This window comes from Acinetobacter schindleri, from assembly GCF_010918895.1.
GTDB lineage: Bacteria > Pseudomonadota > Gammaproteobacteria > Pseudomonadales > Moraxellaceae > Acinetobacter > Acinetobacter schindleri.
The window spans coordinates 54,604-69,048 of sequence record NZ_CP044483.1; the positions used below are offsets into that span (position 1 = coordinate 54,604).

The following is a 14,445-nucleotide window of genomic DNA, read 5'->3' on the forward strand; positions in this document are numbered from 1 at the left end:
AGCACATCATGGAGATGTGCTTCTTCATGATTAAAAATTACTTAGCCCGTATTACGTAAACCAGCGGCAATTCCGGCAATACTTACCATTAAGGCATGATCTACCGGGGTGTGTTCAGCATTTTGCTCTGCCAGATACAGACGACGGCGTTTCATCAGTTCGGCCTGTAACAAGTGCAGCGGTAGTAAATAGGGCTTACGCACACGCATTGATTGATCCAGCACATCGTTACTGGTCAGCAGTTTTGATTCACCTTTTAAAGTCAGTAGCGTTTGTACTGCATCTTTCAGACGTTGACGCAGTTCCTCACCCAATACTTTCAGGTCGGGATCATGAGTCAAGTGTGACTCATAATACAATGCCACATCACCATCTGCTTTGGACAGGACCATTTCCAGCATATCAATCAGGGTCTGGAAATATGGCCACTGCGCTAGCATTTCATCGAGTGTGGCACGTTGACCCTGATCCAGTACCTCATTTAATGCAGCACCCGTACCGAGCCAGGCAGGTAGCATCAAACGGATCTGGGTCCAGGCAAACACCCATGGAATTGCACGTAAAGATTCAATCCCGCCACTTACTTTACGTTTCGCTGGACGTGAACCTAAGGGCAGCATTTGCAGTTCCAGCTCAGGAGTAACGGTACGCAGGTATTTCACAAAGTGGGGATTTTCACGGACTGTCTGGCGATAGACCTGTACCGATAAATCGGTCATCTGATGCATCAGGTCACGCCATTCTGTTTTCGGCACAGGTGGCGGCAATAGCGTTGCTTCCAGTGTTGCCGCGGTATAGATCTCCAGGTTTTGTAGCGCGATGCCTTCCAGACCGAACTTGAAGCGGATCATCTCACCCTGTTCAGTGACACGAATCGCACCCGAGATCGAGCCGGGCGGTTGTGAGAACAGGGCCTGTTGCGTTGGAGCTCCCCCTCGGCTGATCGAACCACCACGGCCGTGGAACAGCGTCAGCTGGATACCATGCTGTTTGGCAACAGCCGTCAGTTCCTCTTGGGCACGGTATTGCGCCCAGTTGGCAGACATAAAACCGGCATCCTTGGCTGAATCTGAATAGCCAATCATGACTTCATGCTTGCCCTGAATATGCTGTTTATACCAGTGCATATTGAACAGGGTCGACATGGTACTGGCTGCGCCGTCGAGATCTTTCAAAGTTTCAAAGAGAGGCACTACACGTAAAGCCTGCTTGATACCTGCTTCTTTTTGCAGCAATAAAACCGCCAGTACATCACTTGGATATTCCGCCATCGAAATGATATAGGCACCGAGTGATTCACTTGGCTGTTCTGCCAGCGTACGCATGGTCGCGAAGACTTCCTGCACATCCGGATGCTCAATCAGGCTGCCTGCCGGTTCATTGAGGTATTTTGGTAATAACGGACGCTTGCTTTGCAGTTCCTGTAATAAGAAATTTTGACGTGCCTGTTCAGTCCAGGTTTCAAAATTACCTAAGCCAAGATACTCCGTAATCGCAGAGATCGCCTGACGGTGACGGCCAGATTCCTGACGGATATCCAGTTTCAGCAATTCAATACCGAAACTGTTCACACGGTAAATAAAGTCCAGCAGTTTGCCATTGGCAATTTCTGGCAGATTGCACGCTAGCAGCGAGCGATAGCACAGCAATAAAGGCTGTAATAACTCATCTTTGGTTTTAATTACCTGGCTGTCATCGGCATCATTGCCATGCAGTTTTTCTGCCAGCCAGTGACGTGTTGCTTTCAGGCGTTCACGGGTGTCACGGAGATATTCACGATAAGGTTCCGGATGTGAGCTGCCCAGCGCCTGTTGCAGTTCTTCACTGCATTGCTGGATCGACAGTTCCCAGCGCAGATCTTCAATATCACGTAAATACAGATCAGCAGCTTTCCAGCGTGACAGCCATAGTACTTCCTGAGTGATGTGATGGGTCACATTCGGATTACCGTCACGGTCACCCCCCATCCAGGAAGCAAAACGCACTGGCGCAACACTGAGCGGTAATGACTGACCGCACTGTTCCTGTACCATGCCATCCAGTTCTCGGATGAATTTTGGTACTGCATTCCATAAGGTCTGTTCAATGGTAGTAAAGCCCCATTTGGCTTCATCGACTGGTGTCGGACGATGCTGACGGATTTCATCAGTCTGCCAGGCAGACGTGATCAGCTGTTTCAGTTCGGCCAAAACAGCTTGGCGTTCACGCGGGGTGAGTTTCTGCTGGTCGCATTTGGACAGACAGTCATTGATACCATCATATTTTTGAATCAGGGTGCGGCGGCTGACTTCAGTCGGATGCGCAGTCAGTACCAGTTCAATTTTCAGTTCACAGATCTGCTGATATAGGCTTTCAGCGGAAATTTCTTGCTGTTTAAATTTTTCAAATAGGGGAACCAGGGGATTTGGCGATTCCGCAGTTTCATCAAATTCGCTTTGACGGCGACGACGGACCACGTGATATTGCTCGGCAATATTGGCAAAGTTCAGGAAGTGGGTAAAGGCACGGGTAAGCGGAAGGATTTCATCATCTTCCAGACTGAGAAATAGCTGTTCGAGTTGTTTTTCTGCTTCTAGCTGGCCGTCGCGAGCACCTTTGGAAAGCGCCCGAATCTGTTCCACCTGATTAAACAAATCCTGCCCCGCATGTAGCTTTAAGGTTTCGCCGAGCAGATTGCCCAGTAAACGTACGTCTTCGCGTAGTGGTGCATCAATTTGTTGAGCCATTTTTATATTCCCTCTGTTGCATTTCCTGACTATACCGCGCTTGGAAAGCATTCCAAGCCCGTTACAGACAAAAGTCGGACACGACCTGCCTATAAAATAGCAAGGTAAATGCCAATTTGTATGAATCTAATTACAAATTGGCAGTTTAGGCGGCATAGCGCAATAAGAAAATATGAATAGCGTCTTGAATAATTATTTGCTGTTGTTCTAAGGCAGGTACGGGAAACACACCCAGCAGAACTTTCTGATGTCGGTTACCAAACAGCAGCGAGAGTATCAGTTCAGTTTGACGCAATGGATCATCTTGCTGAATAAAATGATAGCTCTGGGCCAGATGAAAGAACTCTTGCCAGAGCTGGCTTAATCGCAGATGTGAGGCATTAAAAAATTGTTGGGTTAAAGGGCTTTGCTCGGAAGCCAGTTCCATCAGCAGTAAATCCAGTTTAATCGCTTCCGGCAGATTGACCATATTCATCGACAATATACAGGCCTCATGCAACGCATCACGAAAATTGCTCTCGGCATGCAGCAGTGTCGTTGGACTGACTGGAATCAGATGCTCACAGGTATCTTCAATCGCGCAGGTAAACAGTGTGGCTTTGTCCTGAAAATGGTTATATACCGTCAGCTTGGTCACGCCCGCAGCCTGCGCAATCTGGTTCATGCTGGAACCATGATAGCCATGCTGCAAAAACAGGTGTTTGGCCGCATCCAGAATCCGCCGGCGCTTTTCGAGATCTTTAGGACGTCCTACGGGAATTTGCACATTTTTTTCCAAAAAAATAAAAATGGTCATTGTTTTATGGGGGTAATTCTAATTAGTGTACCGCATGGTATATTAATTAAAAAATAACCAGTTCACTATAGCGCAGTCTATCGACCAGAAAAATCATTATTTGATAAGAGCAGACAACATGAGCACGATTCAGTACGTCCTGACCGGCATGATTATAGCTTGCAGTGTGACCTTAGGGGGATGCAGCAAAAACAATGCGGCAACAGAACAGGAAGTTCCCTTTGTCATGGTGACTCAGCCGAATACCTCCTATTTAGAACAGAAAAGCTATGCCGGGGATGTACAGGCACGTCAGCAAACGCCACTGGCGTTTCGGGTCGCTGGTCAGATCACCCAGCGTTATGTCGATGTCGGGGATCAGGTTCGGGTAGGGCAAGTACTGGCAAGCTTAGATGTCAAGGATGCGGAACTGCAGTTAAACGCAGCACGTGCCCAACTGGAAAGTGCCCAGTCTGCAGCCAAAATTGCGGAAGATGAACTGAACCGTTTTAAACAGTTACTACCGGCCAATGCGGTCAGCCGCTCGCAATATGATGCAGTCGAGAATCAATATAAGGCAGCTATATCGAATCTGAAGCAGGCCCAGTCCAATTATGATGTCAGCCGTAATCAGACGGGGTATAACCGCTTAATTGCCAATAAAAATGGCGTGATTACTGCACGTCATATTGAAGTCGGTCAGGTTGTGGCAGCAGGGCAGGCAGCCTTTGAAATTGCGCTCTCCGGAGATCGTGAAGTGGTGATTGGGGTACCAGAACAGGCGGTGAGCGAAATTAAAGTGGGTCAGCCCGCCTGGGTTACCCTCTGGTCGCAAAAAGATGAAAAATTCAGTGCTTATGTGCGTGAGATTTCTCCGGCTGCAGATCAGTCCCGGACTTTTACGGTTCGGGTAGCATTACGTGAAGGCCAGAAGTCAATTCAGCTCGGACAAAGTGCCCGTGTATTCTTTATCAAAACTCAGGACAATGCTCTGAGCGTACCCTTATCCAGTGTCTCTGCGACGGATGGTCAGGCCTATGTGATGGTCGTTAAGCCGGACTCTACCGTGCGTAAGATCCCGGTACAGATTGGTGCTTATGGCCGTGATTCTGTGCCTGTGCTGAGTGGCCTCAAAGCAGATGATTATGTAGTGATTGGAGGCATTCACCTGCTCCGGGATCAGCAAAAAATCCGTCCGATTGACCGTCAGAACCGTAGTGTAACTATACGGGCTGGAGGTTAAACATGAATTTTAACCTTTCCGAATGGGCCCTGAAAAATAAGGGTCTGGTGCTGTATTTCATGATTCTGATGGGTCTGGTGGGCATCATGTCCTATTCCAAACTGTCACAGAGTGAAGATCCGCCTTTTACCTTTAAGGTGATGGTGGTACAGACCTACTGGCCGGGGGCCAGTGCACAGGAAGTTTCCTTGCAGGTCACGGACCAGATTGAAAAGGAATTGATGACCACGGGACAATATGACCGCATCATGGCTTATTCCCGTCCAGGTGAATCGCTGGTGACCTTTGTGGCCAAGGATTCGCTACGGTCCAAAGAAGTTCCTGATGTCTGGTATAACGTTCGTAAGAAAATTAATGATATCCGGCATGAACTGCCACAAGGCGTGCAAGGTCCGTTCTTTAACGATGAATTCGGCGATACCTTCGGCAATATCTATGTGCTGAAAGGCAAAGATTTCGACTACGCGACACTAAAAGAATATGCCGACCGTCTGCAACTACAATTGCAGCGTGTTAAAGATGTTGCCAAAGTTGAGCTGATTGGCCTGCAAGATCAGAAAATCTGGATTGAGATTTCTAATACCAAAGCTGCACAGCTGGGTATTCCAGTCACTGCCATTCAGCAATCGCTACAACAGCAAAATGCCATGAGCAATGCCGGTTTCTTTGAAACCGACACAGACCGGATTCAGGTTCGGGTCAGCGGTGCATTGCAGACTGTAGAAGAGCTACAGCAGATGCCACTCTATGTGAATGGTAAAACCATCCAGCTCGGCGATGTCGCAGAGGTCTATCGCGGCTTTACCGATCCCGCCCAGCCACGCATGCGTTTTATGGGGGAAAACGGGATTGGTATTGCGGTATCGATGCGTAAGGGGGGAGACATCATTGCCTTGGGTAAACATCTGGAACAGGAATTTGCCCGTCTGCAGAAATCCCTGCCCCTAGGGATGGACCTGCAAAAAGTATCGGATCAGCCGGTGGCAGTAAAGCGCAGTATCAACGAGTTTATGAAGGTGCTGGCGGAAGCGGTAATTATCGTGCTTCTGGTCAGCTTCTTCTCCCTCGGCTTCCGCCCGGGACTGGTGGTGGCTTTTTCGATTCCTTTGGTACTGGCGATGACCTTTGCCGGGATGCAACTATTTGATGTCGGTCTACACAAGATTTCCCTGGGTGCACTGATTCTGGCACTTGGCCTGCTGGTTGATGATGCCATTATTGCCATTGAGATGATGGCGATCAAAATGGAACAGGGTTATAGCCGGCTGGAAGCTGCCGGGCATGCCTGGCGTACCACGGCATTTCCAATGTTGACCGGAACCCTGATTACGGCAGCTGGCTTCCTGCCAATTGCGACTGCTGCATCCAGTACCGGGGAATATACCCGTTCTATCTTTCAGGTGGTGACCCTTGCCTTGCTGGTGTCCTGGATCGCTGCAGTGCTGTTTGTCCCTTATCTGGGTGACAAACTCCTGCCGGATTTTAATAAAGATCTGATCCAGAAAGCCCCCTGGTATCAGCGTCTCTGGGCACGTCTGCGCAAGCAGCCTGAACCAGAGCCGATTGTGCATCATGCGGGGGAGCATCATGATCCTTATCAAACCCGGTTCTATCAGGGTTTTAGACGTTGGGTAAATACCTGTGTCACTTATCGCAAGACCGTGATTGCGTTGACTGTAGGAATTTTTGCCCTGTCGATCAGCATGTTTAAATTCGTACCGCAACAGTTCTTTCCACCCTCGAATCGGGCGGAGATCCTGGTTGATCTGAAACTGGAAGAGGGGGCTTCACTGAAAGCCACCGAAGCTGCCGTGAAAAAAGTTGAAGATTTCCTGTCTAAACAGGAGGGGATTGATAATTATGTGGTGTATGTTGGCACCGGCTCACCGCGTTTTTACTTACCACTTGATCAACAATTGCCTCAAACCAGCTTCGCCCAGTTTGTGGTATTGGCCTCTTCCCTGGAAGATCGTAATGAAATCCGTGAATCTTTAAGCAAGCAGATTCGTCTGCTGTTACCTGAAGTACGTACCCGTGTATCTTTGCTGGAAAATGGTCCACCCGTGGGTTATCCACTCCAGTTCCGGGTGTCGGGTGAAGACTTGGCACTGGTACGCAGCTGGGCACAAAAAGTCGCTGCCAAGGTAGCTGAAAACCAGAACACCACCAATGTGCATCTGGACTGGGGCGAGCCAAGTAAAGTGATCAAATTAGACATTGATCAGGACCGTGCCCGTCAGATGGGGGTGAGCAGTAGTGATCTGGCCAATTTCCTGAACAGCTCCATTGCAGGTGCGGGACTGGATCAGTTCCGGGAAAAACGTGAGCTGATTGAAATCCGTCTACGTGGTGAGCAGGCTGAACGGGTGGATGTGGCATCTTTAAGCAGTCTGGCGGTACCCACTGCACGTGGTAACTCTGTGTCCTTGGCGCAGATTGCCAATATTGAATACAGCTTTGAAGAAGGACTAATCTGGCATCGTAACCGTTTGCCGACGATTACCGTACGTGCGGATATCCGTAGCAATTTACAACCAGCCACCGTGGTCAATCAGCTTGCTCCTGTCTTGGAGAGCATTAAAGATCAATTACCAAGTGGCTACTTGATTGAGGTAGGTGGAACCGTAGAGGAATCAGCACGAGGTCAGACATCTGTGAATGCCGGTATGCCATTGTTCTTGGCAGTGGTTCTGACCCTGCTGATGATCCAGCTGAAGAGTATTTCACGGACCTTTATTGTGTTCCTGACCGCCCCACTGGGCATCATTGGCGTGGTACTCTTTCTGTTATTGTTCAATAAACCGTTTGGTTTCGTCGCCATGCTGGGTACGATTGCACTCTCAGGCATGATCATGCGTAATTCCCTGATTCTGATTGATCAGATTGAACAGGATATTCAGGCAGGGGAATCACAATGGGATGCTATCATCAATGCCACGGTACGCCGTTGCCGTCCAATTGTATTGACTGCCCTGGCTGCTGTACTGGCCATGATTCCGCTTTCACGTAGCATTTTCTTCGGTCCAATGGCAGTTGCCATTATGGGCGGACTGATTGTGGCGACACTGTTAACCCTGTTTTTCTTGCCAGCCTTGTATGCGCAATGGTTTAAGGTAAAGAAAACTTCGCAATCGGTCTAAAACTGTCTTAAAATCAGGTGCGAAATATTAAATTTTTTAATATAGTAGTGCCTGATAATTTTACAATTTTAAAAAATGCGAAGTTGCCGTTTTTCCCGTGTTGCAGAAACGGACAACGAGGTTGAAAGAGACATGAATCAAAAAAGTTTAACTCAAATGCGGCGCTCTGTAGCCATTGCATATGTGTTCATGTTTTTAGCCTCTTTTACCGTGATTTTTGGAATTTTTTCTTATTGGTTAGCACGCAAAGTCGCTCAGGTCGACTATGCAGAAGTCTGGCTACAGGCACAAGCGCTGTGGATCATGCGTAATGTGGTGATCTACACCATGCTGGCTGTTTTTGCAGCCCTCTGGTTTATTCCGCTCTTTTTCCATGCCTGGGACAGCATGTTATGGGTGAAAGCTTGCACGGTCGCTGGCGTCGTATTCAGCTTTATTGCGTTTATTTTCATGATTAATGCCTGGTTCAAGGGCGTGTCCAAATTCTATCAAAGCAAAGCTGTTTTCTAAGCTTTCGATTTTTTTTCATATTCCCCCTTGTAAAAACTGGTTTGACCCCCAATTTCAGACCACAGTTAAGTATTAAATAAAATTCCGTGAGGAGCATCGCCAGACATGGCTAAACGTGATTATTATGAGGTTTTGGGTGTTGCTAAAACCGCTAGTGATGATGAGATTAAAAAAGCCTACCGTAAGTTGGCGATGAAATATCATCCAGACCGCAACCCTGACAATCCAGAAGCTGAAGAAAAGTTCAAGGAAGCTTCAGAAGCTTATGAAGTACTGTCTGACAGCGAAAAGCGCAGCATGTACGACCGCATGGGCCATCAGGCCTTTGAAGGTGGTATGGGCGGCGGCGGTGGCTTCGGCGGTGGTTTTAGCGCAGAAGATATTTTCAGCCAGTTCGGTGACATCTTTGGTGGGGCATTTGGTGGTGGTCGTCAGCAACAACGTGCGCGCCGTGGTTCTGACTTACGTTATGTCATGGAACTGAGTCTGGAAGAAGCAGTCAAAGGCGTCAAGAAAACTATTACCTTCACTGCGCCTGCACCATGTGATGCCTGTGATGGTAAAGGTTCTAAAAATCCGAATGATGTGGAAACTTGTCCGACCTGTCATGGTGCGGGCCAGGTACGTATGCAGCAGGGCTTCTTCTCTGTACAGCAAACCTGTAGCACCTGTCGTGGTCAAGGCAAGATCATCAAGAATCCATGTAATAAATGTCATGGTTCGGGCGTATCTGATCGACAGCAAACCCTGGAAGTTACCATTCCCGCTGGTGTGGACAATGGCGACCGCGTACGTTTAACTGGTAAGGGTGAAGCGATCCGTGATGGTCAATCAGGCGATCTATACGTAGAAGTGGTAGTGCGTGAGCACGAGATCTTCCAGCGTGATGGTGCTGACCTGTATATGGATGTGCCTGTTTCAATTGCTGATGCTGCATTGGGTAAAGAGATTGAAATCCCAACCCTAGATGGCCGTGTCAGCCTGAAAATCCCGGAAGGTACGCAAACTGGTAAATTATTCCGTTTACGTGGTAAGGGTGTAAAACCTGTTCGTACCAGCATGACTGGTGACCTGTTATGCCGTATTGTGGTTGAAACACCGGTAAACCTGACTGCACGTCAGCGTGAATTGCTGAAAGAGCTGCAAGCATCAATGGATGGGGAAGGTAGCCAATCTTCACCGAAGAAAAAATCATTCTTTGATCGTCTGTTTGACTAATTGAATGAAAATAAAAAAGGACGCTCAGGCGTCCTTTTTTTAGATCTCAGCTTTACAGTTCACCGATTTTTAAAGAGAAAAAATCGGTATCTTCCTCAGGTTTGTGTATAAGTTTACTGCTCAGTAAAGCTCTTGTCATACTTTACATTCCTGTGATTTGAACTTACTCTGTTATTTCAACAAAGCTAACATAAATGATACTGATCTCATCTTTTGCAATTTGCTGAAGTAGCTAAACTGATTATAAGAATAAACAAGTTGATCACGCATATTTTTTTAAAATTTAAGGTAACCGAGATGATAAAAGTAAATATTGGTATTTCAGCCGAAGACAGAGCGGAAATTGTAGAAGGTCTATCCAGACTACTTGCCGATAGCTACACCTTATATTTAATGACCCATAACTTTCACTGGAATGTCACCGGTCCGCAATTTAATACTCTACATAACATGTTCATGCAGCAATATACCGAACAGTGGAATGCTTTAGACATTATTGCAGAACGGATCCGTTCTTTGGGCTTTCCTACACCAGGAACCTATCAGCAGTTTGCAAAGCTGACTTCTATTGAGGAAATTGAAGGTGTGCCTAAAGCGGAGGAAATGATTCGCTTACTGGTCAATGCCCATGAGACGGTTGCCCGTACCGCAAGAAGCATGTTTGACATTGTAGACAAGGCAAATGACCAGCCAACTGCAGATATCCTCACTCAACGACTGAATGTGCACGAGAAAACAGCCTGGATGTTAAGAAGCCTGTTAGAAGAGTAAATCTTTCAGATATACAAAGCTGAATTTTTATTTTCCTATTTTCAAGGTATTGCTCTCATACAACTGGCCCATGGTGATCCTATGGGCTTTTTGTATGTTTAATCCTGAGCTCGTATTGTATACAGGAAAAACAGCTTGCCCAATATTTTATAGAAAGCCGACTCTTTAGAATTTAATTAAACATTTCCTGCATATCAAAAACGCTCATGATCTTCTTTAATTCTTTTCATTGATTTTTATGCGATCAATCTTAGTGTTAGGAGCGAGTTTTGCTATAGTAAGAACAATTTCGAATCAATATCAGGACTATGTTATGTCAGCGATACCACGCATTGGAATTTTAGGGGCAGGTGGCCGTATGGGACGCATCCTTATTCAGGCAGTGAAAGAAGCCGGCTATCAATTGGGCGCAGCAGTTGAACGCCCAGAAAGTACTTTAATTGGTACAGATGCAGGTGAAATGGCAGGCATTGGTGCAGTTGGTGTAAAAGTCGTGGGTAGCCTTGAAGAAGTGGTGAAAGACTGTGATGTGGTCATTGACTTCACTGCACCTGCAGCCACTGTACATCACCTTAAAGTGTGCCGTGAAAATGGCGTGGCCATCGTGATTGGTACCACGGGTCTCAACGACGAACAAAAAGCTTACCTCGATGAGTCTGCAACTGAAACCCCTGTGGTTTATGCTGCCAACTATTCAGTGGGTGTAAACGTCTCAATTAAACTACTAGAGCTAGCATCTAAAGTGTTTGGTGATACCGTTGATATTGAAGTGATTGAAGCGCACCATCGTCATAAGGTGGATGCACCATCAGGTACAGCACTGATGTGGGGTGAAGCAATTGCAGGTGCACTCGGCCGTGATCTGAAAAAAGATGCAATCTATCACCGTGAAGGCCATACAGGTCCACGTGAGCGTCAAAGTATCGGCTTCCAAACGATTCGTGGTGGTGATATTGTGGGTGAACATACAGCGATGTTTATTGCCGATGGTGAACGCGTTGAAATTACCCATAAAGCCACTAACCGCATGAACTTCGCTTCAGGTGCAGTACGTGCCGCAGCTTGGGTAGTTGGTCGCGAAGCGCGCAAATATGACATGAAAGATGTACTTGGTTTTAACGATATTCAAGTTTAAATTTTCGTCAAAATCATTTATAAGTATAAGAATAACTAAAACTAAAATAAGACGAAAATGGAATGAAAAAAGTCATACTCATGATCTGTGCTGTGGTATTTGCTGCCGCAGCACAGCCTAAATCTGTACCAAATGCCAAACTCAGTATTAATAAAAATAATATCAAGGTCTGGACCTATCAAAACAAGAACAATCCGGTTTTTCTGTATAAAGCTGAAACGACCTATGATGTACCGATAGAACAGGCAGTGCACCTGATTATTGATGTCGATAATGCAGTAAAATGGGTGCCTTATATGGGCAATGTGAAGGTACTCTCCCGGGATGACAAAAAGGGCGATTTCACCTTGTATATGGTGCTGGATTTCCCATTTCCGCTGAAAGACCGGGACTTAGTGGTACAAGGGAAAATGATCCGTGAAGCCAATGGCCAGATCACGATTAAGAACAAAGCCATTCAAAAGGGCTATCCACTGAATCCGGATTATGTACGCTTGACCCATTATGAAGGTGACTGGACTTTTAACCGCTTAGGCGAGAAAAAGGTCAAAGTTTCTACCTATGGTTATGCCAATCCTGAAGGCTCTATCCCGCTGACCTTTGTAAACATGTTTGTACAGCAGCAGCCTTATCAGATGTTGCAAAAAATGAAGCTGGAACTGAATAAATCCTCGACAGTTCCGGTATTGCCCGAAGCATTGCGTTAGCTGGATGGCGAATCTTTAATTGGGTGGCGCACAAGATTAAAGCTCTTAACGGAGAGACCATCCGTCAATTGGCTTTACAGGGGATCGGCATTACCTGTCTATCAAGTTTTCTGGTTGAAGACGATTGTACAGCCAGGTGGTTTATAGGTTCTGTTTGAAGACCAGATTGAGCTGCATTATCAAAAAATTGTGCGATCTATTACCGGCAGGAACATTTGCCTAAACGCATACATCTGTTTATTGAATTTCTGTTCGAGAAACTGGCCAAATATTTATAAATATAGCTATAAAAAATCTACCCTATTCCTAGGAGAGGGTAGATTTATATTGAATCAGGAATAAAATTAAAAATCTGCTTTCAGTACAATCCGGTAGCGGGCCTTGCCAGAATGCAGGCGTTCAATCGCTGTATTGATATCTGACATTGGAAATAATTCAATTTGTGGCGCAATATTTTTACGCGCAGCAAATTTCAGTAACTGACGTAAAGCTGCTGGAGAACCTGTCGGTGAACCAGTCACGGATTTGGCACCGCCAATTAATGAGCCAGCCGAAATCTGCATCGGCTCTAAAGGTAAGCCCAGCATATGCACGGTACCATTCGGTGCCAGTGTCGCCAGATAAGCCTGCCAGTCCAACGTGACATTCACGGTACTGAGCAGTAAATCGAATTTACCACGCAGTTTTTTAATCGCTGCCGGATCACGGCTGTTCACCACATGATCCGCGCCCATGGCTTTGAGCTCATCGGTTTTATCCAGGTTGGAGGTAAAAGCAGTAATCTCGCAGCCCCAGGCTTTGAGCAATTTAATAGCGATATGCCCTAAACCACCAATGCCAATAACCCCGACATGATGAAGGGCCTGAATCTGATGTTTCAGAATCGGATCAAATACGGTAATACCACCACAGAGCAGAGGACCGGCACTGGTCGGATCCAGATCTTCCGGTAGAGGAATTGCCCATTGCCAGCCAGCACGGACTTTATCGGCGAAACCACCGGCATGACCCACAATCGTCGCCACCTGCCCCCCAGTACACATGACCTGTTGACCTGAAATACATGGGTCACAATGCTGACAACTTTCTGCTGTCCAGCCAATGCCGACACGCTGACCGACTTTTAAACCTTTGGCTTCCGACCCCAGTTGTGTGATTGTGCCAATAATTTCATGGCCGGCTACAACAGGATAGACTGAAGATCCCCAGTCATTATTGAGCACTGAAATATCGGAATGGCACAGACCACAATATTCAACTTTGACTTCGACCTGATGTGGCTGAAGTTCACCTGCATCAAATTGATAAGGCTCTAGTGCTGCACCTGCAGACATTGCGGCATAGGCTTGAATGGTATTATTAGACATGGGCTCAGCTCTTATTTGAATGAGAGGATCTTGTTTTTAAAGTGACAGTGATTTTCATGGTCATCGACCATGCCCACTGCCTGCATAAAGGCATAACAAATCGTTGGACCAACAAATCTGAAACCGGCTTTCTTCAAGGCTTTGGACATGTGCTGACTTTCAGCAGTCTGTGCCGGAGCCTGCCGATAATTTGCCACATCATTATTTAAACGTGGCTGCCGGGCAAAAGACCACAACCATTCCACCACATCATGATCTTGAGATTTCAGCTGTTGCCAGGCCCGGGCATTATCCCGAATGGCTGTCAGTTTACCGATATGCCGGATCAGACTAGCATCTTGCAGTTTTGCTGTGAGTTGCTCATCTGTAAAGGCAGCAATGGTTGCAATAGAATATTGAAAGAAATGTTCACGGTATGCTTCACGCTTTTGCAGGACCGTGATCCAGGCCAATCCTGCTTGCTGTCCTTCCAGACACAGCATTTCAAATAGACGCGGTTCATCCAGAACAACCTGACCCCATTCCTGGTCGTGATATTGAATATAAAGAGAATTATCGGAGCACCAGCCACAGCGTTGAATGGTCATGTGATGCTCCTTATTTTTAGAGTTTGAACGTGGTCCATTGATCTTGCTGGTTATCCCAGTAAGACAGCTCTGCCTGCTCCAGATCACTAAACGGGATCCAGGCATCTTTGCCGCTCTTATCGGCATAACCGGTACTGATCAGAAGTGCATCTTCGGTGATTTCCATAATCCAGCCCTGATAAGTCTGGTCATTGAGCACGATTTTTTGTTGATTGCCTGACTCAGCAAATTCTACCAGACGGTTGATCAACGCTTCTGACATGTAC

The 14,445-nt window shown here is 46.7% G+C and carries 12 protein-coding genes and 1 pseudogene; 8 read left to right on the forward strand and 5 right to left on the reverse strand.

Annotation, left to right across the window (positions count from 1 at the left end; translation table 11 throughout):
• Positions 1–41: 41 nt before the first annotated feature.
• A complete protein-coding gene (ppc, locus tag FSC11_RS00245) occupies positions 42–2,726 on the reverse strand; it encodes a phosphoenolpyruvate carboxylase (protein ID WP_048882615.1) in 2,685 nt (894 codons plus the stop codon).
• A gap of 145 nt (positions 2,727–2,871) precedes the next feature.
• Entirely contained in the window at positions 2,872–3,492 is a 621-nt protein-coding gene (locus tag FSC11_RS00250) for a TetR/AcrR family transcriptional regulator (RefSeq protein ID WP_205681846.1), read from the reverse strand.
• A 148-nt stretch (positions 3,493–3,640) separates the two neighbouring features.
• On the opposite strand from FSC11_RS00250, the gene FSC11_RS00255 reads away from it, so the two are divergent.
• From FSC11_RS00255 to FSC11_RS16185, 8 genes and pseudogenes are all read left to right on the forward strand, one after another.
• On the forward strand, positions 3,641–4,744 hold the full coding sequence (locus FSC11_RS00255; protein WP_163164443.1) for an efflux RND transporter periplasmic adaptor subunit: 1,104 nt from the start codon (positions 3,641–3,643) through the stop codon (positions 4,742–4,744).
• 2 nt (positions 4,745–4,746) lie between these two features.
• The gene (locus FSC11_RS00260) at positions 4,747–7,884 is read left to right on the forward strand and encodes an efflux RND transporter permease subunit (protein WP_163164445.1); all 3,138 of its coding nucleotides are present in this window, start codon (positions 4,747–4,749) and stop codon (positions 7,882–7,884) included.
• Positions 7,885–8,016: 132 nt separating this feature from the next.
• On the forward strand, positions 8,017–8,394 hold the full coding sequence (locus FSC11_RS00265) for a hypothetical protein (RefSeq protein WP_004814094.1): 378 nt from the start codon (positions 8,017–8,019) through the stop codon (positions 8,392–8,394).
• Positions 8,395–8,499: 105 nt separating this feature from the next.
• Positions 8,500–9,612 carry a molecular chaperone DnaJ gene (gene dnaJ, locus FSC11_RS00270; protein WP_004895889.1) on the forward strand — a complete coding sequence of 371 codons (1,113 nt, stop codon included), beginning with the start codon at positions 8,500–8,502 and terminating at the stop codon, positions 9,610–9,612.
• A 297-nt stretch (positions 9,613–9,909) separates the two neighbouring features.
• The gene (locus FSC11_RS00275; protein WP_004814100.1) at positions 9,910–10,383 is read left to right on the forward strand and encodes a Dps family protein; all 474 of its coding nucleotides are present in this window, start codon (positions 9,910–9,912) and stop codon (positions 10,381–10,383) included.
• Between the two features lie 313 nt (positions 10,384–10,696).
• Complete coding sequence (dapB, locus tag FSC11_RS00280) at positions 10,697–11,518, forward strand: 4-hydroxy-tetrahydrodipicolinate reductase (protein WP_163164447.1); 822 nt, start codon at positions 10,697–10,699, stop codon at positions 11,516–11,518.
• 62 nt (positions 11,519–11,580) lie between these two features.
• The gene (locus FSC11_RS00285; RefSeq protein ID WP_163164449.1) at positions 11,581–12,225 is read left to right on the forward strand and encodes an SRPBCC family protein; all 645 of its coding nucleotides are present in this window, start codon (positions 11,581–11,583) and stop codon (positions 12,223–12,225) included.
• 32 nt (positions 12,226–12,257) lie between these two features.
• Positions 12,258–12,503, forward strand: a pseudogene (locus FSC11_RS16185) (LysR substrate-binding domain-containing protein); the annotation flags it as partial.
• A 66-nt stretch (positions 12,504–12,569) separates the two neighbouring features.
• Here FSC11_RS16185 and ahr read toward each other — a convergent pair.
• The 3 genes from ahr to FSC11_RS00305 are packed head-to-tail and all read right to left on the reverse strand — an operon-like array spanning position 12,570 to position 14,441.
• Positions 12,570–13,592, reverse strand: coding sequence for an NADPH-dependent aldehyde reductase Ahr (gene ahr, locus FSC11_RS00295; protein WP_163164451.1), 1,023 nt, complete (start codon positions 13,590–13,592; stop codon positions 12,570–12,572).
• Between the two features lie 11 nt (positions 13,593–13,603).
• Entirely contained in the window at positions 13,604–14,179 is a 576-nt protein-coding gene (locus FSC11_RS00300; protein WP_163164453.1) for a DNA-3-methyladenine glycosylase I, read from the reverse strand.
• 16 nt (positions 14,180–14,195) lie between these two features.
• A complete protein-coding gene (locus FSC11_RS00305) occupies positions 14,196–14,441 on the reverse strand; it encodes a hypothetical protein (protein WP_163164455.1) in 246 nt (81 codons plus the stop codon).
• Between the last annotated feature and the right edge of the window lie 4 nt (positions 14,442–14,445).